At 38.8% G+C, this 23127-nt stretch carries 21 protein-coding genes and 5 tRNA genes; 25 read left to right on the forward strand and 1 reads right to left on the reverse strand.

Annotation, left to right across the window (positions count from 1 at the left end; all coding sequences use genetic code 11):
* Positions 1–57: 57 nt before the first annotated feature.
* The 6 genes from P2W72_RS13080 to P2W72_RS13105 all read left to right on the forward strand — a co-directional run bounded on the left by P2W72_RS13080 (position 58) and on the right by P2W72_RS13105 (position 7755).
* The gene (locus tag P2W72_RS13080; RefSeq protein WP_276363300.1) at positions 58–363 is read left to right on the forward strand and encodes a hypothetical protein; all 306 of its coding nucleotides are present in this window, start codon (positions 58–60) and stop codon (positions 361–363) included.
* Between the two features lie 21 nt (positions 364–384).
* The gene (locus P2W72_RS13085; RefSeq protein ID WP_276363302.1) at positions 385–675 is read left to right on the forward strand and encodes a cell division protein ZapA; all 291 of its coding nucleotides are present in this window, start codon (positions 385–387) and stop codon (positions 673–675) included.
* A 218-nt stretch (positions 676–893) separates the two neighbouring features.
* Positions 894–2456: a ribonuclease Y gene (gene rny / locus P2W72_RS13090; protein WP_276363304.1), complete on the forward strand. Its 1563-nt coding sequence runs from the start codon at positions 894–896 to the stop codon at positions 2454–2456.
* An 89-nt stretch (positions 2457–2545) separates the two neighbouring features.
* Positions 2546–3055 (forward strand): Mpo1-like protein, encoded by a 510-nt coding sequence (locus tag P2W72_RS13095; RefSeq protein ID WP_276363305.1) that lies wholly within the window; start codon positions 2546–2548, stop codon positions 3053–3055.
* 440 nt (positions 3056–3495) lie between these two features.
* Positions 3496–6297, forward strand: coding sequence for a TonB-dependent receptor (locus tag P2W72_RS13100; RefSeq protein WP_276363307.1), 2802 nt, complete (start codon positions 3496–3498; stop codon positions 6295–6297).
* Positions 6298–6375: 78 nt separating this feature from the next.
* On the forward strand, positions 6376–7755 hold the full coding sequence (locus P2W72_RS13105; protein WP_276363309.1) for a hypothetical protein: 1380 nt from the start codon (positions 6376–6378) through the stop codon (positions 7753–7755).
* 78 nt (positions 7756–7833) lie between these two features.
* On the opposite strand, the gene P2W72_RS13110 is transcribed toward P2W72_RS13105, so the two are convergent.
* A complete protein-coding gene (locus tag P2W72_RS13110) occupies positions 7834–9042 on the reverse strand; it encodes a hypothetical protein (RefSeq protein ID WP_276363311.1) in 1209 nt (402 codons plus the stop codon).
* Between the two features lie 297 nt (positions 9043–9339).
* Here P2W72_RS13110 and P2W72_RS13115 point away from each other — a divergent pair, with 297 nt between their 5' ends.
* From P2W72_RS13115 to rpoB, 19 genes are all read left to right on the forward strand, one after another.
* Positions 9340–10239, forward strand: a complete 900-nt coding sequence (locus tag P2W72_RS13115) for a helix-hairpin-helix domain-containing protein (RefSeq protein ID WP_276363313.1) — start codon at positions 9340–9342, stop codon at positions 10237–10239.
* Complete coding sequence (locus P2W72_RS13120) at positions 10236–10766, forward strand: adenine phosphoribosyltransferase (RefSeq protein WP_276363316.1); 531 nt, start codon at positions 10236–10238, stop codon at positions 10764–10766. The genes P2W72_RS13115 and P2W72_RS13120 overlap by 4 nt, the downstream gene beginning before the upstream one ends.
* 172 nt (positions 10767–10938) lie before the next feature.
* The gene (locus P2W72_RS13125; protein WP_346429775.1) at positions 10939–12078 is read left to right on the forward strand and encodes an acyl-CoA dehydrogenase family protein; all 1140 of its coding nucleotides are present in this window, start codon (positions 10939–10941) and stop codon (positions 12076–12078) included.
* Positions 12079–12423: 345 nt separating this feature from the next.
* The gene (gene rpsU / locus P2W72_RS13130; protein WP_276363321.1) at positions 12424–12615 is read left to right on the forward strand and encodes a 30S ribosomal protein S21; all 192 of its coding nucleotides are present in this window, start codon (positions 12424–12426) and stop codon (positions 12613–12615) included.
* Positions 12616–12691: 76 nt separating this feature from the next.
* Positions 12692–13573: a tyrosine-type recombinase/integrase gene (locus tag P2W72_RS13135; RefSeq protein WP_276363323.1), complete on the forward strand. Its 882-nt coding sequence runs from the start codon at positions 12692–12694 to the stop codon at positions 13571–13573.
* Positions 13574–13670: 97 nt separating this feature from the next.
* Complete coding sequence (raiA, locus tag P2W72_RS13140) at positions 13671–14003, forward strand: ribosome-associated translation inhibitor RaiA (RefSeq protein ID WP_276363326.1); 333 nt, start codon at positions 13671–13673, stop codon at positions 14001–14003.
* 210 nt (positions 14004–14213) lie between these two features.
* Positions 14214–14286: transfer RNA gene (locus tag P2W72_RS13145), tRNA-Thr, on the forward strand.
* A gap of 10 nt (positions 14287–14296) precedes the next feature.
* Positions 14297–14377 (forward strand) — tRNA-Tyr (locus tag P2W72_RS13150).
* A gap of 76 nt (positions 14378–14453) precedes the next feature.
* Positions 14454–14526: transfer RNA gene (locus tag P2W72_RS13155), tRNA-Gly, on the forward strand.
* Positions 14527–14603: 77 nt separating this feature from the next.
* Positions 14604–14675 (forward strand) — tRNA-Thr (locus P2W72_RS13160).
* Between the two features lie 61 nt (positions 14676–14736).
* The gene (gene tuf, locus P2W72_RS13165; RefSeq protein WP_276363327.1) at positions 14737–15924 is read left to right on the forward strand and encodes an elongation factor Tu; all 1188 of its coding nucleotides are present in this window, start codon (positions 14737–14739) and stop codon (positions 15922–15924) included.
* A 109-nt stretch (positions 15925–16033) separates the two neighbouring features.
* Positions 16034–16104 (forward strand) — tRNA-Trp (locus P2W72_RS13170).
* A gap of 17 nt (positions 16105–16121) precedes the next feature.
* Positions 16122–16316 (forward strand): preprotein translocase subunit SecE, encoded by a 195-nt coding sequence (gene secE, locus P2W72_RS13175; protein WP_276363330.1) that lies wholly within the window; start codon positions 16122–16124, stop codon positions 16314–16316.
* A 10-nt stretch (positions 16317–16326) separates the two neighbouring features.
* Positions 16327–16869 (forward strand): transcription termination/antitermination protein NusG, encoded by a 543-nt coding sequence (nusG, locus tag P2W72_RS13180; RefSeq protein WP_276363332.1) that lies wholly within the window; start codon positions 16327–16329, stop codon positions 16867–16869.
* Between the two features lie 147 nt (positions 16870–17016).
* Positions 17017–17460, forward strand: coding sequence for a 50S ribosomal protein L11 (gene rplK / locus P2W72_RS13185; protein WP_276363334.1), 444 nt, complete (start codon positions 17017–17019; stop codon positions 17458–17460).
* Between the two features lie 22 nt (positions 17461–17482).
* A complete protein-coding gene (gene rplA / locus P2W72_RS13190; RefSeq protein ID WP_276363336.1) occupies positions 17483–18181 on the forward strand; it encodes a 50S ribosomal protein L1 in 699 nt (232 codons plus the stop codon).
* 2 nt (positions 18182–18183) lie between these two features.
* Entirely contained in the window at positions 18184–18702 is a 519-nt protein-coding gene (rplJ, locus tag P2W72_RS13195) for a 50S ribosomal protein L10 (protein ID WP_276363337.1), read from the forward strand.
* Positions 18703–18760: 58 nt separating this feature from the next.
* Complete coding sequence (gene rplL, locus P2W72_RS13200; RefSeq protein ID WP_276363338.1) at positions 18761–19141, forward strand: 50S ribosomal protein L7/L12; 381 nt, start codon at positions 18761–18763, stop codon at positions 19139–19141.
* Positions 19142–19292: 151 nt separating this feature from the next.
* Positions 19293–23102, forward strand: a complete 3810-nt coding sequence (rpoB, locus tag P2W72_RS13205) for a DNA-directed RNA polymerase subunit beta (RefSeq protein ID WP_276363340.1) — start codon at positions 19293–19295, stop codon at positions 23100–23102.
* Positions 23103–23127: the final 25 nt, after the last annotated feature.

A 23127-nucleotide genomic window follows, 5' to 3' on the forward strand; every position in this document is an offset into this window, starting at 1 on the left:
CTGATAATGTAGCACGTAAAACTTATAACGTATAACGTAAAACGTACAACTACAAAGATGGTAGCAGATCAGTTAAGTAAGGTAGTAGATAAAACAGTCAGGTTAATTGAGCTTTGTTCGGTTTTACAGGAGGAGAATGATTTATTGAAGCTGGAAAATGATTCTCTGTCTCAGTTACTTGAAAATGCTAAAAATAAGAATGCCGAACTCGAAGAAAAGTTAAGAATCATGACCTTGGCGCGATCTTTGGAGGGTAAGGTAGCGGATGAATTGGGACTGAATGAAAAAGCTCTTGACATAAAGCAAAAAATTACCGAATTTGTACGCGAAATAGATAAGTGTATTGTATTGCTTAAAAAGTAGTACATAGTGAATTAAGCTCAAATGGGAGAAATCTCCATAAAAATAAATATTGCTGACAGAGTTTACCCTTTAAAGGTAAGCATGGAAGAAGAGGAAGTGATTAGAAGGGCGGCTAAAGTTATAAATGAACGCATAAAGGAATATCAGGAGAATTATGCGGTTAGAGATAAACAGGATTTGTTGTCCATGTGTGTGTTACATTATGCTACAGCTACGCTGAAAGCCGAAAGAAAGGTGATGCATGAAGACACGGATGTGGCAGAGAAAGTTTATCAACTGGATCAGCTACTTACAGACTTTTTTTCGAAGTAATATATCGTTCTTTAGAATTCAGAGCAATAAAGATTTAACCGCAGTTAAATTTTTAAGTTTCACTATTTAAAGCTTAACACTTCAGTATTAGAAGAGTTAAAAAGATCTGCCATTTGCCTGCATCTGGTTAAGATTTAAACTCTAATCCTAATGAATGAAGCTTTTACAGTACATGAGGCTTAAAATTTAGTTGCGGTTTTTTTATTTAATAAACAATTATGAACATATTACAGATAGTACTTTTTATTATACTGGGACTTGCTGTTGGGGTAGTACTAGGGCGGTTTCTCCTGCTGAAATTATTCAGAAATCAGGAGCTGAACGCACAGAATAAGGCTAAAAAAATTCTTAAGGATGCCGAAACCAATGCAGAGATCCTTAAAAAGGATAAGCTGCTGGAAGCCAGAGAGAAATTTCTGCAGATGAAAGCTGATCATGAACAGGAAATCAATGCGAAAAATAATACGATTAATCAGCGCGAAAATTCAATCAAACAGAAAGAGCAGTCGCTTAATCAGAAGATTGAAAACCTGAACCGTAAGGAAGAGGAATTAAACAATGTAAAATCTAATCTTGAAAAGCAGATAGAGCTTGCAAAGAAGAAGCAGGAAGATGTTGATGTGCTTAAAAATCAGCATATCCAGCAAATGGAAGCAATTGCAGGTTTATCTGCTGAAGACGCTAAAAATCAACTGATTGACTCATTGAGAGAAGAGGCTCGTACTCAGGCAATGATTCAGATCAAGGATATTGTTGATGAGGCAAAACTTACAGCCAGTAAGGAAGCTAAAAAAGTTGTTATTCAGACTATTCAGCGTACCGCTACAGAAAGTGCCATTGAAAACACCGTTTCAATCTTTAATATTGAAAATGATGAGATCAAAGGCAGAGTTATCGGACGTGAAGGTCGCAATATCCGTGCTCTTGAAGCAGCAACAGGAATTGAGATCATTGTGGATGATACCCCTGAAGCAATCATTCTTTCAGGTTTTGATCCGGTAAGACGCGAGATCGCCCGGCTTGCTTTGCACCGTCTGGTAACGGACGGCCGTATTCACCCGGCAAGAATTGAAGAGGTGGTTGCTAAAACCAAGAAACAGATCGAAGATGAAATCGTTGAAATTGGCGAGCGTACCGTAATTGACCTCGGAATTCATGGACTTCACCCTGAATTGATCAGAATGGTAGGCAGAATGCGTTACCGGTCATCGTATGGACAGAACCTCTTGCAGCATTCGCGCGAGGTTGCTAATTTCTGTGCTACTATGGCGGCAGAACTTGGCCTGAATGTGAAGCTGGCTAAACGTGCCGGACTTTTACATGATATAGGTAAAGTGCCTGACGATAACCCTGAATTGCCGCACGCTATCCTTGGTATGCAGCTCGCTGAAAAGTATAAGGAACATCCTGAAGTTTGTAATGCTATCGGAGCTCACCATGATGAAGTAGAGATGACTTCGATGATTTCTCCGATTATCCAGGCTTGTGATGCGATTTCGGGTGCCAGACCGGGTGCCAGACGTGAAGTAGTGGAAAGTTATATCAGACGTTTAAAAGAGCTTGAATCTCTTGCATTATCTTACCCGGGTGTGGAAAAGACTTTTGCGATTCAGGCTGGCAGGGAGTTACGTGTTGTGGTAGAAAGTGAAAGAATCAGTGATGCCGCAGCAGAAATTCTTGCTGCTGATATTTCAAACAGAATTCAAACTGAAATGACCTATCCCGGACAGATCAAAGTAACGGTAATCCGCGAAACCAGATCTGTGTCTTACGCGAAATAGAATCGTTTTATTCCATTATAACAGGATATGCCGGATTTTGGTCCGGCATATCCTGTTTATAGTAAATTGTTCAATTCTTTTTATATTTAATGATGCAAAAGCAAGAAGAGAAGCGTTTAGTGGATGTATATTTTGATAAGTATTCAGAAAGTCATCAGAATCCGACTAATAAAATCATTCACTGGATTTGTGTTCCCCTGATTGTATTCAGTCTGTTTGGACTGATCTGGGCAATTCCTTTTCCTTATCTTGATTTCCTTGGCAGATATAATGGCTATGTGAATTTTGCCTCATTTTTGATTGCATTTGCTATCTATTACTATTATAAACTGTCCCCGGTATTATCCTATCTGATGTTGCTGCTGATGATGTTTTTCTCTGCAGGTATTGTAAGCCTGGAGAAAATGCACAATAATGAAGGCTGGCCGCAAATGTGGCAGGTTTGTCTGGGTATTTTTGTCTTATCCTGGATTGGTCAGTTCATTGGCCATAAAATAGAAGGGAAAAAGCCTTCATTCTTTGATGACCTCAGATTCTTGTTAATAGGCCCGATCTGGCTGCTTCATTTTTTATTGAAGAAGGCAGGAATCAAATATTAGTTTTGCTACAAACCGGTTTTCTTTAATACTGATCCCCGGCAGAATAATTCTGCATGTTGATTTGTCAGGGATGTTTTGCCCCGTTTTTTTTTAAGATTTTCGGATGTGATGTCAGATTTCTGATGTTTTTATAAATCTCTTCTTTGTCATTTCTGTGTCAGCAGAATTTTGATATTTTGCCTGTTTCTAATGTTAACAACCCCTGATTTGACAGATTCTTTATGTAGAATTAATCTGTAAAATCTCTTTTTCAGGCCTTTAAATGCATTTTTCAGGCCTGGATACAGCTAAAGATCATTGTAGTTTATTGCTTGATTCCGCTTAACGTTTTCTTAACATACTTAACAATTAATTTATTTATTGGTAATTCATCTATAACACTAATGCAATAATGACTTAACACTGTGGTAATACTTTTGTACAAATCAAAATTTAAACAATTGAAACACAACGTTAATCATCGGATCTTAAGCTTAATTGTATTCTTAACATTAAGTACATTAACAGCTTTTAGTCAGCAAACCGGAAAAATTTCCGGAGTAGTAAGTGATTCCAAAACCAGTGAAACATTAATTGGCCTGACAGTAAAAATTACAGGGGCTACCCAGGGTGCTTCTACTGATATCGAAGGTCGTTACACACTTGCCGGGTTAAACCCAGGTAAGTACAATCTGACATTTTCTTATATCGGATATTCAACAAAGAACATTACAGATATTGAAGTTCTCCCAGGAAAAACAACCACTCTGGATGTGATCATGGAAGAAGCAAGCTCTCTGGCTCTGGAAGAGGTTGTTATTACTGCAACAGTAAGACAGGAAAGTATCAGCGCACTTTATGCTCAACAAAAGAATAGCATCAGCATATCAAGCGGTATAACTTCTGAGTTAATACGCAGGACTCCTGACCGCAGCACTTCTGAGGTATTGAAGCGCGTTAGTGGTGCAAGTATTCAGGAGAATAAATTTGTGATCATCAGAGGACTTGCAGACAGATATAATTCTTCAATTCTGAATAATGCCGTACTTCCATCGTCTGAACCAGATAGAAAGGCTTTTTCATTTGATATTATACCTGCAAACTTAATTGACAGGGTAATAGTTAATAAAACTGCTTCTGCTGATCTTCCTGGAGATTTCGCTGGTGGGGTTATACAGGTTATAACAAGGGATGTTCCGGAAGAGAATTTTCTGAACATTTCTGCGAGCTTTGGGTATAACAGCCAATCGACTTTTAAAGATTTTACTTCAAATGCAAGAAATAAATACGATTTCCTTGGATTTGATGATGGAAGTCGTAAGCTTCCTTCCAGCTTCCCTGCAACATTTCAGGCATACAATCCATTAACAAACGCAGAAAAAGCAAAGTACTCTTCAAAATTAAGCAATGCTTATGGTGAAGTTAATGCAATGGCTATCCCTTCTCAAAATCACCAGTTAACCTGGGGTAAAAGAAAAGATTTAAAGAATGGCGGTTCATTTGGTAATGTGGTCTCTTTAAGCTACAGAAACTCCCAGAACAGAGCGGTGGCGCAAAGAAAGGATTATGAGTTCTCCGGAACACCTTTTTATGAGTACGGCGAAAGCGTGAATAAATATAATACCAGTCTGGGTTTGCTTGCAAACTTTGCCTATATCAAAGGAGCTAATAAGCTTGCTTTCAAAAGTATGTATAACCGGGTATTTGAAGATAATTACACTTCAAGAATCGGATATACCAATGATAATATTCAGGATGTAAGGCTTAATGTATCTGATCTGACAGAGAAAAGTCTGTTAAACTCTCAGCTTGAAGGCGAGCATCAGTTAGGTAAAAAGCAGCTGAAAGTTAACTGGAACTTAAACTATGCAAGAGTTAACAGAGATCAGCCTGATCAAAGAACAATTGATTATCGCCGTTCTCTTGGAACACAGGAACCATTCCGCCTGATTGACAGAAATACAAGACGTCTGTTCTCAGGTCTTGAGGAAAATACTTACGGTGCGCAGACTTCAGTTTCTGTACCGGTGAAGCTTTTTGATCAGCAGTCGACATTTAAAGCAGGTGTATTAAAGCAATACAAAGAGCGTGATTTCGCTGCACGTATTTTCAACTACCTGTACGTTGGGCCGGCTTCATTTGAACACACCTACAGCAGTTTGCCAATCGATCAGATTTTTGCTCCTGCAAACATCAGCGAGAATGCTTATATCTTAAATGATTTTTCAAATAATACGGATAGCTACACAGCAAACTCTGATTTAAATGCCGGCTTCCTGATGTTGGATAATAACCTGAGCAAAAGATTCAGACTTTCTTATGGAGCACGTTTCGAGCAATTTGCACAAACATTGAATGCAATTGATTTTTCAGGTCAGCCGATTGTAGCTAAACAGGATAACTTTGATATTCTTCCATCAGCTAACCTGACATTTAAAGTAAATGATCGTTCAAATATTCGTATGTCAGGTTCACAAACTGTTTCAAGACCTGAGTTCAGAGAACTGGCATTGTTTAACTATTATGACTTTATCAGTCAGACTTCAGTAACAGGTAATCCTAACCTGAAACGTGCCAGGATCTTTAATGCTGACCTTAGATATGAATTATATCCTTCGGCAGGAGAAACCTTTACAATTTCAGGTTTTTACAAAAAATTTAATGATCCAATTGAGCAGCGTGTGAATTCGAATTCAACCCCGGTTGTTAGAGGTATAAATTTTCTGAATGCTGATCAGGCAACATCATTAGGTATTGAACTGGATGTCCGTAAGAAATTATCTTTCCTTGGAGATAAAAACTGGCTGGAAAACATGACTGTATTTGCCAATGCTTCCTATATCGATTCAAAGGTTAAAGGTGTAGGTATCAACAGGCCTTTGCAGGGACAATCGCCTTACCTTTTGAATGCAGGATTGCAATACTTCTCACCTAAGACAGCATTGACATTCACTACAGTGTATAACCGTATTGGACAGAGGATATTCCTTGTAGGATATCAGGGTTATGGAGATATCTATGAGAATGCCCGCGATGTGATTGATTTGCAGGTAAGTAAGAAAGTGATGAAGTCACAAGCTGAAATCAAACTTAATTTCGGTGATATCCTGAATCAAAACACTGTCTTTTATCAGAATAATGCAGGAAACTCCAAAAAGGCTTATGAGGGTGCAGGTATTGACCGTATGATTAACTCTTCCAGATTGGGTTCTAATATCTCATTGTCTTTCTCATACAATATCGGTCTGGGACAGAATAAATAAGAATTGAGAGAGACTTAACGAAGGCTTAAAGTTGAGCTAACATTGGGTCCTTACATTTACAAAAACAAAAATAATAACATGAAATCATTGAAATTTAAGACTTTAATTCTTGCTCTGGCAATTTTTGCAGCATCTTGTCAAAAGGACTCAGGAACCCCTGAAGTTGTTGGAGGAGCTAAACAAACTCTGACTTTGCAGAATGGATCGGTTATTTCCGGTGTTTATAAAAATACGGTTCTTAATCTTACCGAGGGTACTTACATTCTGAAAGGTTATGTATATTTTGAAGATGGCAGTGAGATTAACATTGCAGCCGGAACAACTATCAAAAGTGATGTTTCTGACAAAGGAGCTCTTATAATTGAAAGAGGTGCTAAAATTAACGCTATCGGAACAGCAGCGAAGCCAATCGTATTCACATCAGGTAAAGCACTTGGTCAGCGTAATCCAGGCGACTGGGGTGGTTTGATCATCCTTGGAAAGTCAAAAACCAATCGTTCAACAGAGCCAACTATTGAAGGTGGAGTTGGTAAAAATTATGGTGGTACAGTAGATAATGATAACTCAGGTACATTGAAGTACGTTCGTATCGAATTTGCAGGTATTGCAGCTCAGCCAAATTCTGAGATTAACGGTTTAACACTTGGTGGTGTTGGCTCAGGAACTACAATTGAGTATGTTCAGGTTGCTTATGGTAATGATGATGCATTTGAGATTTTCGGCGGAACCGTAAATGCTAAGTACCTGATTGCTTACGGAACTGCAGATGATGATTTTGACTTTGACTTCGGATACACCGGTAAAATTCAGTTTGGTGTTACACTGAGAGATCCATCATTTGTGGATGGTGGTGATGCTGGTAATGGTATTGAGTGTGATAATGATGGCACCGGTACAAATGCAACTCCTGCAACCCGTCCGGTACTTTCTAACTTTACATTTATTGGCCCTAATGTAGATAATACTTCTTCAAAGAATCACAACTTTGCAAATCGTTTCAGAAGAGCATCAAACTTTGTATTGGACAATTCTGTGCTTGTTGGATGGATGAAAGGTGGCCTTTCTCTGGAATCAGATGCTACCTATAACAGTCTGACCGGAACAACTCCAACCTCTGAGTTTAAGAATAACCTTTTGCATGCATACGCAGCAACATATAAAATTGGTTCTGTAACTGTAACAGGTGCCAGTGATGCAATTGTGAAATCTAAAGCAGAAGCTGCTTCGACAATCACTTTAACTGCTGCTGCTGATGCTAAAATTACTGATCCGTTTAATCTGACAAACCCAAATCTTCTTCCTCAAACAGGTTCTCCTGCTTTAACAGGAGCTGCATTTGCAGGTGATCTTTCTAATTCATTCTTCACTGCTACCACTTACCGTGGAGCATTCGGTACAACGAACTGGATGGCAGGATGGACTAATTTTAATTTCACTAAAGGGGCAAACGGCTATTAAGATCCTTTATTTTGATGTTAGTATAAATACCCGCTGTATGGCGGGTATTTTGCTTTTTAGACTTTTGTAAACCTAATTCTACTTTGCTGAGGGATGATAGCTATATACAACTTCATAATCAGCATTTTGAAACTCTGAAGCAATCTGACCTATTCTTAGGTTTTGTTCTTGTGGTGTTGGCTCACAAACAGAATATTTTTGCCCATTGTAGATAATTGATTTGCCAACAGGTTTATCAAACTGTACGGCCATGCTTATATGCGTAGGGTACAGGAGAGCAATCATCGGTAAATTGTAGATCTCCTTTACCAGGTAAAAGAAAAGTCCTGCCCGGTCATCACAGTCGCTGTATTTTGAAAATAAAGTTAGTTCAGGCGAAAGGCGTTTTTCCTTCCCGAAATTGTCTTCATCATTCTGATACAGGAAAGCATAACGCGTAAATCTCATTAAATAGTCTACGCCTTTTTTCTGTGTCATACCTGTAAGATTTTTTTTAAGTATCGGAATCAGGGAACTGTAGGTTTCATGACTGAGTGGTATATTGAAGTAAGATTCAAAATCCACCCCCGGATAATTGGCGAATATACTTTCTACTTCCGGGTTTAGTTTGATCTGAAAATGATAAGCTTTCTGTTTGTATTGAAACAGGACTTCTTTTTCACGATATGATTCAGGCCTGAAATCAGGCATACGGGTAACTTTATACGAGAATGAATTTTTTGCCTCCGGAATGTTAATCTGAATTGGATATACTTTGTCTTTTTCAAAATCTACCTTTCCATAATCATGATAGTTGAGGCACATGTATTTATTCCCTTCTATACTGAAGAAGGGAATGTCATTGATGTTCTCGTCATTTCTTACGTAAAAAATGATCCTGTTATTTCCTATTGAAAGTCTTGCATCGTATCCTGATTTACTCAGGAAAAACCATTTGTATAAGGTGTATCGATGATAGTTTTCTGCTTTAGGACTGATCTTCTGAGCAGTTTTTCTGATCAGCTGATAATAGATCCAATCATTCAGCTGGTGTTTTTCTTTATAATTGAGCAGTGAGGTTAATACAGACTGATATCTGCTTTGATCCAGTTTGTTATAAAAATCCTTTATGGTCTCTGTGTTGAGCTCTCCTGAAAACTCAATATCAGATGATGGATCAATCTCGAAACTAAAAGTTCCGCTGTAAAATTCTATGCTGAAATTATTTGCAAATGCATAATCAGCCCGAACGCAAAACGTGGCTAATAATAGCAGTTTAAGGCTTAATATGGATATGAGTGACTTCAATTTTCCAATAACTTAACATTAAGTTAACATAAAGATAATGTTTAAGTAACAAAAAGAGCGGATATGCCAGAGTTTTTTTACAATATTTAAGGATTTCTGTTTTATCTGATTAGACATTGAAAGTTTGATTTCGAGTTTCAGGGTACCATTAACTCAGAAAAGTTAGCCGTTTTTGAAGAAATGTTGGATTGGAATTTAAATTGATTGTAAATCTGTGTTTAGGGAATTTTCCTATGTTCACTGTGATAGCAATCTGAATTCTTCAGAAGAATTGAATTTTCAAATTAACATACGGCCATGAAATATATCAGATCATATTTTTCTTTTTCCAGAAAAGAACTGAATGGAATTATATTGCTGCTGACTCTGGTGTTGATTACTCTTTCGTTCCCTGTAATTTACCGCTATTATAGTGAAGATACTCTGTACGACACCAGTAACTTTGAGTTGGAAATCCTTGAACTTAAAGAACAGATTAGCAAAGCCCGTGCTCATCAACCGTTAAAAGAAGCCATTAAAGCAGAATATTTCATGTTTGATCCGAATATGCTGGATGAAAAATCATGGAGGAAACTTGGACTCTCGGATAAGCAGATCAAAGTGATTTATAAATATGAATCAAAAGGAGGGAAGTTTAATAGTAAGGAGGATTTGAAAAAGATGTATTCTATAAGTGCTGAGCAGTATTTAAAGCTGGAACCTTATATCCGCATTGTTAATCCAACGTCATTTGAAAAGAAAAGCAGAAAGATATCTTTCATAAACGCCGCCCGGGAAAAGCAGAATACTGAGGTAGTGATGGTAGAAATTAATTCAGCTGACTCAGCAATGTTAACTGCAATTCGTGGAATTGGTCCCGCTTTTGCATCCAGAATTATCAGGTATAGAAATCGTCTGGGAGGCTTTTATAAAAAGGAACAGTTAAAGGAAGTTTATGGTCTTGACTCCGCTAAATTTCAACAGATTGATGATCAGATTGTTTTAGATTCAAAGCTTATCAGCAGAATAGACCTCAATTCAGCTACGTTTGAACAGCTTAAAAAGCACCCTTATTTGACATATAAACAAATGAATGCCATTCTTCAGTATCGCAGGCAGCATGGTCCTTTTGGTAGTATTGATGAATTAAATAAAGTTGCTCTGCTCAATGAAGAAATTATCCGTAAAATTGAGCCATATATTTCATTCAATCCATGATCAGTAAAGAGCTTGATAAGGCTATTCGTGATATAGCCAATTTCCCAAAGCAGGGCATTGTTTTCAAAGATATTACACCAATACTTAAAGATTCTGCATTATGTACTGCGGTGATTGATGAATTTGTTCATCGCCTTGAAGGAGTACAGGTCGATGTGGTTGCCGGAATAGAAAGCAGAGGTTTTTTATTTGGTTTGATGCTGGCCAACCGCTTGCAGGTACCATTTGTACCCGTCCGTAAAAAAGGTAAACTGCCCTTTAAAACAGTTGAGGAGCCTTGTGAATTGGAATACGGCTCAGCCATTCTTGAATTGCATGTGGATGCAATTAGTCGGGGGCAGAGGGTATTGGTACATGATGATCTGCTTGCAACCGGTGGTACCGTTGGTGCTGCTACACGATTGGTTCAGAAACTGGATGGCGTTATAGCCGGATATGCTTTTGTGGTCAGTCTCGATTTTTTAAATGCCAGTGAGAAACTTCGGAATGTTTCTGAAAATATTATTAGCCTGGTGTCTTACAAATAATTGTTTCGGATGAGATTGGTCTCATTCCTCTTTAAAACAATTTATTGAACCGGGAACCATGTTACCCTGTTGGTTTTTGGATGTTTTTAGTCTGAAGAAGCCTGTTTAATTGCTATTATTGTATAACTAACCAAATTTTATGCAGGCAATTACAAACCTCGGTCATGAAGGTATTAACTTCAGTTTGTCCGAAAATCAACAGATGATCATCGGCACGGTTCGCGATTTTGCAGAAAAGCATATTCGTCCGAATGTTATGGAATGGGATGAGTCACAGACATTTCCAGTCGAAGTATTTAAGAAACTTGGAGATACGGGCTTGATGGGAGTCCTTGTTCCTGAAGAATATGGAGGCGCAGGTTTGGGATATTTCGAATATGTAAGTGTCATATCAGAGATCGCCAAAGTTTGTGGTTCAATTGGTTTATCCTTAGCAGCCCATAATTCATTATGTACAGGCCATATTCTGGCATTTGGGAGCGATGAACAGAAAAGACGCTGGCTTCCCAAACTGGCATCAGCAGAATGGATAGGAGCATGGGGATTAACCGAAGCAAATACAGGGTCAGATGCATTAGGCATGAATACTACGGCGGTTTTGGAAGGGGATTATTATGTAGTTAACGGTTCCAAGAACTGGATCACTCATGGTAAATCAGGGAACATAGCCGTTGTGATGGTACGTACCGGTGAAAAAGGTGATTCAAAAGGTATTTCAGCGCTGGTTATCGAAAAAGGTACAACCGGATTTGCACATGGCAAAAAGGAAAATAAACTGGGTATGAGAGCTTCTGAAACAACGGAGCTCATATTTGATAATTGCCTTGTACCTAAAGAAAATTTGCTGGGTAAAGAAGGGGAAGGCTTTAAGCAGGCAATGTACGTTTTGGATGGAGGAAGGATTTCGATAGCAGCATTGGCATTAGGCATGGCAAAAGGGGCGATGAATGCTGCCGTTAATTACTCAAAACAGCGTTATCAGTTTGGTCAGCCTATTTCTTCATTTCAGGGAATTTCATTTAAAATAGCTGATATGGCTACTGAAATTGAAGCTGCTGAGTTATTGATTATGCAGGCAGCAGATCTGAAGAACAGAGGAGCAGAAGTTACCAGAATTGCTGCGATGGCCAAATATTATGCTTCAGAGGTTTGCGTAAGAACAGCAACTGAAGCTGTTCAGATCTTTGGTGGTTACGGTTATACCAAGGATTTTCCGGTTGAAAAGTTTTACCGCGATTCAAAATTATGTACCATTGGTGAAGGTACCTCTGAAATACAGAAGATTGTTATCGCCAGGGAGGTGCTGAAATAAGAATGAGCGGGTTTGACTATGGGAATTAGTTTTTCTAAATTTAGATGGGACCTTAAAATATCAGTTCGAATTCTAAAATTTTCATTGTAGAATCTATTGCTCAACTTTTAAGTTAAAATTCCTGATTATTCCTTTCAGGATTAGGTTCAGTAGAAAAATAATTGAGCTGGTCAAAGCTATTTTAAACTCAGATTCAGATCCGATAACAGGGCATCAGCCCAATCAGTTTTCTGAATTTTATACTTGCTTTAGGTGGTTCTTCTTTTAATTTTGGCTCTGCTTTAGGAATTATTAATATTTTTTGTAGCTTTGCAGTCCAAAACCGAAAGGGGGTATCTGTAAATTATGATCATTATTAACGTAAAAGACGGCGAATCATTAGATAAAGCATTAAAGCGCTTTAAAAAGAAATTCGAAAAAACCGGTGTTTTGAGAGAGCTTCGTAGCCGTCAGGCATTTGAGAAAAAATCAATTACCCGCCGTACAGAAATTAAGAAAGCTATTTACAAGCAAGGATTAAACATCGAATCTGTTTAATTTTTCTTTTTTTATAAAGCATTAAAGTCTGAAACTATTTGTATATTCAATTCATTGGATGTGCAAATAGTTTTCGATGTTTATAGAGCGCTTTATACGATACCTGCAGTTTGAAAAACGGTTATCCCCGAATACCGTAACTGCTTACCGAAAAGACCTCGAACAATTTTTCGTGTTCCTTCAGACAAGTGATGCCGATATACAAAATGTAGAACATCAGCATGTTAGAGCCTGGATGGTTGAATTGATGGACCAGGGCATTGAGTCCAAAACGATTAATAGAAAAATATCCTGTCTGAGATCCTTTTATAAATTCCTTCAAAGGGAAGAGCTGATTCAATTCAATCCGATGATTCAGGTTAAGGGTCCTAAAATTCCCAGACGTTTACCCGTGATTATAACAGAGCAAAAGATGGACAGTCTTCTGGATGGAGTTCATGTTTTTACTGAAGATTTTTCAGGGTATCGTGACCGGCTGATTATTGAACTTTTATATGGAACCGGTATAAGACTTTCAGAACTGTTGAATTTGAAAGAGGAAGATTTTAACAGATACGAACAATATATTAAGGTTTTAGGGAAGAGGAATAAGCAAAGAATTATTCCTGTAAACAGTTCGCTGGCGACATTGATTGAAAATTATATTAATCTGAAACAAAATCAGGGGTTTGATATTAAATCTTCCGGTTTGATCGTTACCAATGATGGCAGGGATGTATATCCCAGGTTTATTTATAGAAAAGTGAAGCTGATTTTATCTGTAGTATCAACGCATAAGAAGCGTAGTCCGCATATTCTCAGGCACAGTTTTGCAACCTCTCTCTTAAACCGTGGAGCCGATCTGAATGCAATTAAGGAGTTACTTGGGCATTCCAGTCTGGCAGCTACTCAGGTATACACACATAACTCAGTTGAAAAATTAAAGTTAATTTACAAGCAGGCTCATCCTAAAGCCTGATTTTTAAAGCGCATGAATTTGACAATATTACTACCAAAATAAGCTGCTTTAAGCGGCAGGATTATATTAATTTTATATTTATACAAAAGGAGGAAATATGAAAATCAGAGTGCAATCGATCCATTTTACAGCAGACATTAAGTTGCTGGATTTTATACAGAAGAAGGCAGATAAGCTCGATCAGTTTTATGATCAGATCATAGGTGGGGATGTTTATCTGAGGTTAGATAATTCGGAAGACGAGGCAAATAAGATTACTGAGATCAAAATAATGATCCCCGGCAATGATTTATTTGCAAAAGAGCAATGTAAATCATTTGAAGAAGCAACGGATAAAGCTATCGAATCACTCAGGCGTCAGATCGACAAACATAAGGAAAAGCAGCGCTCTCATATAAGTAATCATAAATCGGAGATCACAGCGCAATAATTTTTATTTTTTTTTAATTTGTAAAACCCTGTGAATTAAGGGCTTTTTCGGCAGTCAAAAAGACTGCCGAATTTTTTTTCTAAAAAATTTTGACCGACTTATAATTTTCGTAGATTTGCAGTCCATTTCAGAGGGGGTTGTTCGTCAGGAATAACAAACACTAAATGGGAAGGTTCTTTTAAATTTAAAGAATAAAGGTTTATACATTTCGCCTCCTTAGCTCAGCTGGTAGAGCAACTGACTTGTAATCAGTAGGTCATTGGTTCGATCCCGATAGGAGGCTCGGAAATGTTGGGGGGGTTCCAGAGCGGTCAAATGGGACGGACTGTAAATCCGTTACTTCGGTTTCGAAGGTTCGAATCCTTCCCCCCCCACAACCAATTACGAATTGGTTAATTAAGAATTACGAATGCACGACTAATTCTTAATTCTTAATTTGTAATTAAAAATGCGGAAGTAGCTCAGTTGGTAGAGCGATAGCCTTCCAAGCTATAGGTCGCGAGTTCGAACCTCGTCTTCCGCTCAAAGGTTAATTTGTCGACAATTGGTTCATTGTTTTAAAAATGGACTTTGGCAGATGCCCGAGAGCAAATTTAAAAAGCCGACGTAGCTCAGCGGTAGAGCACTTCCTTGGTAAGGAAGAGGTCATGGGTTCAAGTCCCATCGTTGGCTCAGAATTGTATTTTAGAATAAAACAATAATAAAATTAACCTATTAATTAGTATAAAACAAAATGGCAAAAGAAAAATTTGACCGCAGTAAACCGCATTTAAATATCGGTACAATCGGTCACGTTGACCACGGTAAAACTACGCTTACAGCGGCTATCACTAAAGTATTAGCTGATGCAGGCCTTTCTGAAGCACGTTCATTTGATTCAATTGACTCTGCTCCGGAAGAAAAAGAAAGAGGTATCACCATCAATACTGCACACGTGGAGTATTCAACGGCTAACCGTCACTATGCTCACGTTGACTGTCCTGGTCACGCTGACTATGTGAAGAACATGGTTACTGGTGCTGCTCAAATGGATGGTGCTATCATCGTAGTTGCTGCTACTGATGGTCCGATGCCACAAACCCGTGAACACATCCTTCTTGCCCGTCAGGTAGGTGTACCTTCATTGGTTGTTTTCATGAATAAAGTTGACATGGTTGACGATCCTGAATTACTTGAACTGGTAGAGATGGAAATCCGTGAACTATTAAGTTTCTACGAATTCCCTGGTGATGAGATTCCTGTTATTCAGGGTTCTGCATTAGGTGGATTAAATGGTGATCCTAAATGGGTAGGTAAAATTATGGAGCTAATGGAAGCTGTAGATAGCTACATTCCAATTCCTCCGCGTTTGACTGACCTTCCTTTCCTGATGCCAGTTGAAGACGTATTCTCGATCACTGGTCGTGGTACTGTAGCAACAGGACGTATCGAAAGAGGAGTAATCAACTCAGGAGAGCAGGTTGATATCTTAGGTATGGGTGCTGAAAACTTAAAATCAGTTGTTACTGGTGTTGAGATGTTCCGTAAGATATTAGACAGAGGTGAAGCTGGTGATAACGTAGGTTTATTGTTACGTGGTATTGAGAAAACTGATATCCGTCGTGGTATGGTTATCTGTAAGCCAGGTTCTGTAACTCCTCACACTGACTTTAAAGCTGAGATCTACGTATTGTCAAAAGCTGAAGGTGGACGTCACACTCCATTCTTTAACAAATATCGTCCACAGTTCTACTTCCGTACAACAGACGTTACCGGTGAGATTACTCTTGCTGAAGGAGTAGAAATGGTTATGCCTGGTGATAACGTTACAATCAGTGTAAAACTGATCAACGCAATCGCAATGGAAAAAGGTCTTCGTTTCGCTATCCGTGAAGGTGGTAGAACCGTAGGTGCCGGACAGGTAACTGAAATTGTAAAATAAGCAATTTCTTATAAAGGTTAATTGGATAACATAAGTCCCTTTGTGGACTTATGTTTTCTTATAATACACGGGCTTAGTTTACAAGATCAGTAAACAGAGTTTTTAATAAACGGGAATAGTTCAATGGTAGAATAGAGGTCTCCAAAACCTTTGATCAGGGTTCGAATCCTTGTTCCCGTGCTTACGCAGAATTGAAAATGGCTAACGTAGTAGAGTTTTTAAAAGAATCATATACAGAAATGACCCAGAAGGTTACTTGGCCTACCTGGACTGAATTGCAAAATTCTGCTGTATTGGTATTGGTTGCATCCATTATTATCTCTCTGGTGATTTTGGCCATGGATGAGTCAGCTGGTAATGCATTAAAGATGTTTTATAAATCTCTGGCATAATTAAAGCACTATGAGCGATCAATTGAAATGGTATGTGGTAAGGGCTGTTAGCGGCAAAGAGAAAAAAGTAAAGCAGTATTTAGAAGCAGAAATTAATCGTTTAGGTATATCTCATCTTTTACCTCAGGTTCTGATCCCAATGGAAAAGTACTATCAGATGAAAGATGGAAAGAAGATCGCTAAAGAGCGTAACTACTATCCTGGATATGTACTTATCGAAGCTGCTCTGGATGGCGAGCTTGAACATGTAATTAAAGGTATCAATAGCGTTATAGGTTTCCTTGGGGATAAAAGCGGTAACGCTGTTCCAATGAGGGCTGCTGAAGTTAACCGTATTTTAGGTAAGGTTGATGAAATGGCTGAACAGGGTGAATCAATGAATGTACCTTATTACGTTGGCGAGAATGTAAAAGTGATGGATGGGCCGTTCAACGGGTTTACCGGAGTTATTGAAGAGGTAAACGAAGAGAAAAAGAAACTTAAGGTTATGGTTAAGATTTTCGGAAGAAGAACACCACTTGAGTTGAATTATATGCAGGTTGAGAAAGAATAGTACTAAGTACTGAGATAGAAGGACGTATAAAATATTATCGGTGGGTGGGTATCTAGGTACTTTGTACTAAATACTCAATACTGCCAAAGGTCTTAAATGTTACATAGCTTCCACTACGAACATTGAGTTAAAAACAAATCAATTAAAATGGCAAAAGAAGTCGGTGCTTTAATTAAATTACAGATCAAGGGCGGCGCTGCTAATCCATCACCACCGGTTGGTCCCGCATTGGGAGCAAAAGGTGTGAATATCATGGAGTTTTGCAAGCAATTCAATGCACGTACCCAAGATAAGCCAGGTAAAGTTTTACCGGTTGTAATCACTGTTTATGTCGACAAGTCATTTGATTTTATCATTAAAACTCCACCTGTAGCAATCCAGTTACTGGAAGCAACAGGTTTAAAGAGTGGTTCAGCAGAGCCTAACCGTAAGAAAGTTTCCAGTGTTAGCTGGGAGCAGGTTGAGGGGATTGCAAAAGATAAGATGAGCGACTTGAACGCATTTACTGTCGAGTCAGCCATGAGAATGGTTGCTGGTACAGCACGCAGTATGGGAATTACCGTTAGCGGTGATGCACCCTGGAACAATTAATTATACAAAATCAGTTTAAGAAGTGGCTAGATTAACAAAAAATCAAAAACAGGCACATTCCAAAATTGAGGCTGGAAAAGCTTATTCATTAACCCAGGCTTCGGCATTGGTTAAAGATATAACTACTACAAAATTTGATGCATCCGTTGATCTGGATATCCGCTTAGGCGTTGATCCACGTAAGGCGAATCAAATGGTACGTGGTATTGCTACTCTTCCTCATGGTACAGGTAAGACTGTCCGCGTTTTGGTTCTTTGTACTCCTGATAAGGAAGCAGAGGCTAAAGCAGCAGGTGCAGATTACGTGGGTTTGGATGAATATATTGCCAAAATAGAAGGTGGATGGACTGACGTTGATATCATTATTACTATGCCTAGTGTTATGGCTAAAGTAGGTAAACTCGGACGTGTTTTAGGTCCGCGTAACCTGATGCCTAACCCTAAGTCAGGAACTGTTACCCCTGATGTGGGTAAAGCAGTAACTGATGTTAAAGGTGGTAAGATCGATTTCAAAGTTGACAAAACAGGAATCATTCACACTTCGATCGGAAAAGTATCATTTGATGCTGAGAAAATTTATGAAAATGCGTTGGAAGTAATTCAAACCATTTCTAAATTAAAGCCATCGGCTGCAAAGGGAACTTATTTTAAGAGCATTCACATGTCTTCTACAATGAGTCCTGGAATCGAAATTGAAACTAAATCAGTAGCGGGAATCTAATCATGAGAAAAGAAGAAAAACACGAAGTTGTTCTTGCTTTAACAGAAACGATTGCTGAGTATGGTAATTTCTACATTGCCGACACTGCAAACCTGTCTGTAGCAAAAGTAAATGATATTCGCCGCAAATGTTTCGAGAACGGTATCAAAATGCAGGTCGCTAAGAATAAGCTGATCAGAAAAGCTATGGAAGCTTCTGAAGGTGATTTCAGCGAAATGTTTGATGTACTGAAAGGATCATCATCAATTTTATTCTCAAAAACAGCTAATGCTCCTGCAAAGCTGATTAAACAATTGAGAAAATCAGGTGATAAACCAGTACTGAAAGCTGCATATATCGATTCAGCAGTATTTATTGGCGACAATCAACTGGATGCCCTGGTGAACCTTAAATCTAAGGAAGAATTGGTGGCAGACATCATTGCATTGCTTCAATCTCCTGCCAAAAATGTTATCTCTGGCTTACAGTCAGGTGGTAATAAGCTTGCAGGAATTGTTAAAACTTTACAAGAAAGAGGTTAACGAACACCTTAAAGTTCGATTAAATTTATTAAGTACAGAATTTTAAAATTAAAATAAAATGGCAGATTTAAAATCGTTTGCTGAGCAATTAGTAAACTTAACAGTAAAAGAAGTAAACGAATTAGCTCAAATCTTAAAAGATGAGTATGGTATCGAGCCTGCTGCAGCAGCAGTGGCAGTAGCAGCAGTAGCTGGCGGTGGTGATGCACCTGCAGCAGCAGCTGAGCAAACCTCTTTTGATGTTATATTAAAAGACGCTGGTGGTTCTAAATTAGGAGTTGTAAAACTTGTTAAAGATCTTACCGGTTTAGGTTTGAAAGAAGCTAAAGATTTAGTTGACGGAGCACCAAAAGAAGTTAAAACTGGTGTTGATAAAGCTGAAGCAGAAGCTCTTAAGAAGCAATTAGAAGAAGCTGGAGCTACTGTTGAGATTAAGTAATTCTTAACTCATAAATTATGGTCTTAGACTCCGATTTTCATCGGGGTCTATTGCCATTTGTATTATACCCATTTAATGTTTGATCTACATTTTCGCTTCGGCGAATCAACAGATCGCAGCAGTTTATTTACTAAACTAAATTCGCAATCCCTTGGCAAACAAAATTAAGCACAACGAAAGAGTAAATTTTGCTACCAGTAAGCATGTGATGGATTATCCGGATTTCCTGGATGTTCAATTGCAATCTTTCAGGGAATTTTTTCAACTGGAAACTACTTCAGACAACCGTCATCAGGAAGGTCTGTTTAAAGTTTTCTCTGAGAATTTCCCGATCTCTGACTCAAGAAACATATTCGTTCTGGAATTTCTTGATTACTTCATTGATCCGCCGCGTTATGATATACATGAGTGTATCGAGCGTGGTTTAACCTACAGTGTTCCTCTAAAGGCAAAGCTTCGCTTGTCTTGTAATGATGCAGAGCATGAAGATTTTGAAACAATAGTTCAGGATGTTTATCTGGGTACTATCCCATACATGACTCCTAAAGGAACTTTTGTTATTAATGGTGCTGAGCGTGTAATTGTATCTCAGTTACATCGTTCTCCGGGTGTATTCTTCGGCCAGAGCCGTCATACAAACGGAACCAAATTGTATTCAGCCCGTGTAATTCCATTTAAAGGATCATGGATCGAATTTGCTACTGACGTAAACAATGTCATGTATGCTTATATCGACAGAAAGAAGAAGTTTCCGGTTACCACTTTATTACGTGCTATCGGTTACGATTCTGATAAAGATATCCTTGAATTATTTGAGCTTGCTGATGAAGTAAAAGTTAGTAAATCCGGATTAAAGAAAGCTGTAGGCCGTAAACTGGCTGCAAGAGTTCTTAAGAAATGGGTTGAAGATTTTGTGGATGAGGATACAGGTGAAGTTGTTTCTATTGATCGTAATGAGATCATCATGGAACGCGAAACCATTTTAGAAGACGAGCATATCGATATGATCATCGAAGCTGGTGTTAAAACGATCATTTTAACTAAAGATGATGCTGTAAACAGCGGTGATTATACCATTATATATAATACCTTACAAAAAGATACATCCAATTCAGAGAAGGAAGCCGTAGAGCATATCTACCGTCAGCTTCGTAATGCTGAACCACCTGATGAAGAAACAGCACGTGGTATCATTGACCGTTTGTTCTTCTCGGATAAGAGATATGATCTTGGTGATGTGGGTCGTTACCGCATTAACCGTAAGTTGAAATTAACTACTCCTGTTGAAACTAAAGTTTTAACAAAGCAGGATATCATTGCCATTGTTAAGTATCTGATCAAACTGATCAACTCTAAAGCAGAGGTCGATGATATTGATCACTTATCAAACCGTCGTGTTCGTACAGTAGGCGAGCAGCTATATGCACAGTTTGGTGTTGGTCTGGCCCGTATGGCCCGTACCATCCGTGAAAGAATGAACATTCGTGATAACGAGGTGTTTACTCCAACCGATCTGATCAATGCGCGTACTTTATCTTCTGTGATCAATTCCTTCTTCGGAACGAATCAGCTATCACAGTTCATGGATCAGACCAATCCTCTGGCAGAGATTACGCACAAGCGTCGTCTGTCAGCCTTAGGTCCCGGCGGACTTTCACGTGAGCGTGCAGGTTTCGAGGTTCGTGACGTTCACTATACTCACTATGGTCGTTTATGTACCATTGAAACTCCTGAGGGACCGAACATCGGTCTGATCTCTTCACTTTGCGTTCATGCTAAGATCAATAACCTTGGTTTTATCGAAACTCCATACCGTAAGGTTGAAGATGGACGTGTTGTTGTTGAAGAACCTGTAATTTACCTTTCTGCAGAAGATGAAGAAGGTAAAACTATTGGTCAGGCGAATGCTGTATATGATGATAAGGGTAATTTCGAAACTCCGCATGTTAAGGCACGTTATGAGGGTGACTTCCCTGTAATTGAGCCTAAGAAGCTTGATTTAATGGATATTGCTCCTAACCAGATCACATCCATTGCAGCTTCATTAATTCCATTCCTTGAGCATGATGATGCGAACCGTGCTTTGATGGGATCAAACATGCAGCGTCAGGCTGTACCTTTGTTACGTCCTGAATCGCCAATTGTTGGTACGGGGCTTGAAGGTCGTGTTGCCCGCGATTCACGTACTCTGATCAATGCAGAAGGAAATGGTGTTGTTGAGTATGTTGACGCTAATGAAATCCGTATCCGTTATGAGAGAAATGAGGATGATGTCCTTGTATCTTTCGAAGGGGAGGTTAAATCTTACCGTCTGATCAAATTCAAGAAAACAAACCAGAGTACCTGTATCAACCTGAAGCCAATTGTTAAAAAAGGTGAAAAGGTTGTTAAAGGACAGGTTCTTTGTGAGGGTTATGCAACTCAGGATGGTGAATTAGCACTCGGAAGAAACCTTAAAGTGGCGTTCATGCCGTGGCAGGGTTTCAACTTCGAGGATGCGATCGTAATCTCTGAGCGTGTAGTATCTCAGGATATTTTTACCTCATTACATATTGAAGAATTTGAATTAGAAGTTCGCGATACAAAACGTGGTGAGGAAGAATTAACTCCGGATATTCCAAACGTTTCTGAAGAGGCAACCAAAGATCTTGATGAGAATGGTATCATTCGTATCGGAGCTGAGATCAAGGAAGGAGATATTCTGATAGGTAAGATCACACCTAAGGGAGAATCTGATCCTTCACCGGAAGAAAAACTTCTTCGCGCCATCTTTGGTGACAAGGCCGGCGACGTGAAAGATGCATCTTTGAAAACCCCTCCATCTATTCATGGTGTGGTTATCGATACTAAATTATTCTCCCGTGCTAAGAAAACAACTAAGCAGGAAGAGAAATCAATGATCGAGAAGCTGGATGCAAGACATAATAAAGCGGTTAAGGAATTGAAAGATACCTTAATTGAGAAGTTGTTCACTATTGTGAATGGTAAAACATCACAGGGTGTTTACAATGTTTACAAAGAGTTACTGGTAGCTAAAGGCGTGAAATTCACTCAGAAGATACTTGCTGAACTTGAGTATGCGAATGTAAACCCAACCAAGTGGACTACTGATGAAGATAAGAATGAGTTGATCAAACAAACTCTTCATAACTATAATATTAAGCTGAACGAAGAGCTGGGTGCTTACAAGCGTGATAAATTTGCGATCAGTGTGGGTGATGAGCTTCCATCAGGAATCGTTCAGATGGCTAAAGTTTATGTTGCTAAAAAGCGTAAACTGAAAGTGGGTGATAAAATGGCGGGACGTCACGGAAATAAAGGTATTGTTGCCAGAATCGTTCGTGATGAGGATATGCCATTCCTGGAAGACGGAACTCCTGTAGATATTGTATTGAATCCACTGGGTGTACCTTCACGTATGAACCTTGGACAGATCTATGAGACTGTATTGGGATGGGCAGGTAAAGAGCTTGGAATCAAGTTTGCTACTCCGATCTTCGATGGTGCATCTCATGATGAGGTTGAAGGCTGGGTTGAAAAAGCGGGTATTCCAAAATCAGGCAGAACTTATCTGTACAACGGACTTACCGGAGATCGTTTTGACCAGCAGACAACAGTTGGTATTATTTACATGCTGAAACTGGGTCACATGGTTGATGATAAGATGCACGCACGTTCAATAGGACCATACTCATTGATTACACAGCAGCCATTGGGTGGTAAAGCCCAGTTCGGTGGTCAGCGTTTTGGTGAGATGGAGGTTTGGGCATTGGAGGCATTCGGTGCTGCCAATATTCTTCAGGAAATCTTAACAGTGAAGTCTGATGATGTGGTAGGACGTGCCAAGACCTACGAAGCGATTGTTAAAGGTGAAAATCTTCCAACTCCATCAGTTCCTGAATCATTCAATGTATTGGTTCATGAATTAAGAGGTTTAGGTTTAGATATCACGTTAGATTAAGTTATAAGTAATACGTTGTACGTTA

The sequence above is a fragment of the Daejeonella sp. H1SJ63 genome (genome assembly GCF_029360775.1).
In the GTDB taxonomy this organism is placed as follows: domain Bacteria; phylum Bacteroidota; class Bacteroidia; order Sphingobacteriales; family Sphingobacteriaceae; genus Daejeonella.

What these genes read in the sequence shown, in the direction of transcription:
- P2W72_RS13080 (WP_276363300.1), top strand. Translation starts at nt 58, where the DNA reads ATGGTAGCAGATCAGTTAAGTAAGGTAGTAGATAAAACAGTCAGGTTA.
- P2W72_RS13085 (WP_276363302.1), top strand. Translation starts at nt 385, where the DNA reads ATGGGAGAAATCTCCATAAAAATAAATATTGCTGACAGAGTTTACCCT.
- rny (WP_276363304.1), top strand. Translation starts at nt 894, where the DNA reads ATGAACATATTACAGATAGTACTTTTTATTATACTGGGACTTGCTGTT.
- P2W72_RS13095 (WP_276363305.1), top strand. Translation starts at nt 2,546, where the DNA reads ATGATGCAAAAGCAAGAAGAGAAGCGTTTAGTGGATGTATATTTTGAT.
- P2W72_RS13105 (WP_276363309.1), top strand. Translation starts at nt 6,376, where the DNA reads ATGAAATCATTGAAATTTAAGACTTTAATTCTTGCTCTGGCAATTTTT.
- P2W72_RS13115 (WP_276363313.1), top strand. Translation starts at nt 9,340, where the DNA reads ATGAAATATATCAGATCATATTTTTCTTTTTCCAGAAAAGAACTGAAT.
- P2W72_RS13120 (WP_276363316.1), top strand. Translation starts at nt 10,236, where the DNA reads ATGATCAGTAAAGAGCTTGATAAGGCTATTCGTGATATAGCCAATTTC.
- rpsU (WP_276363321.1), top strand. Translation starts at nt 12,424, where the DNA reads ATGATCATTATTAACGTAAAAGACGGCGAATCATTAGATAAAGCATTA.
- P2W72_RS13135 (WP_276363323.1), top strand. Translation starts at nt 12,692, where the DNA reads ATGTTTATAGAGCGCTTTATACGATACCTGCAGTTTGAAAAACGGTTA.
- raiA (WP_276363326.1), top strand. Translation starts at nt 13,671, where the DNA reads ATGAAAATCAGAGTGCAATCGATCCATTTTACAGCAGACATTAAGTTG.
- tuf (WP_276363327.1), top strand. Translation starts at nt 14,737, where the DNA reads ATGGCAAAAGAAAAATTTGACCGCAGTAAACCGCATTTAAATATCGGT.
- secE (WP_276363330.1), top strand. Translation starts at nt 16,122, where the DNA reads ATGGCTAACGTAGTAGAGTTTTTAAAAGAATCATATACAGAAATGACC.
- nusG (WP_276363332.1), top strand. Translation starts at nt 16,327, where the DNA reads ATGAGCGATCAATTGAAATGGTATGTGGTAAGGGCTGTTAGCGGCAAA.
- rplK (WP_276363334.1), top strand. Translation starts at nt 17,017, where the DNA reads ATGGCAAAAGAAGTCGGTGCTTTAATTAAATTACAGATCAAGGGCGGC.
- rplJ (WP_276363337.1), top strand. Translation starts at nt 18,184, where the DNA reads ATGAGAAAAGAAGAAAAACACGAAGTTGTTCTTGCTTTAACAGAAACG.
- rplL (WP_276363338.1), top strand. Translation starts at nt 18,761, where the DNA reads ATGGCAGATTTAAAATCGTTTGCTGAGCAATTAGTAAACTTAACAGTA.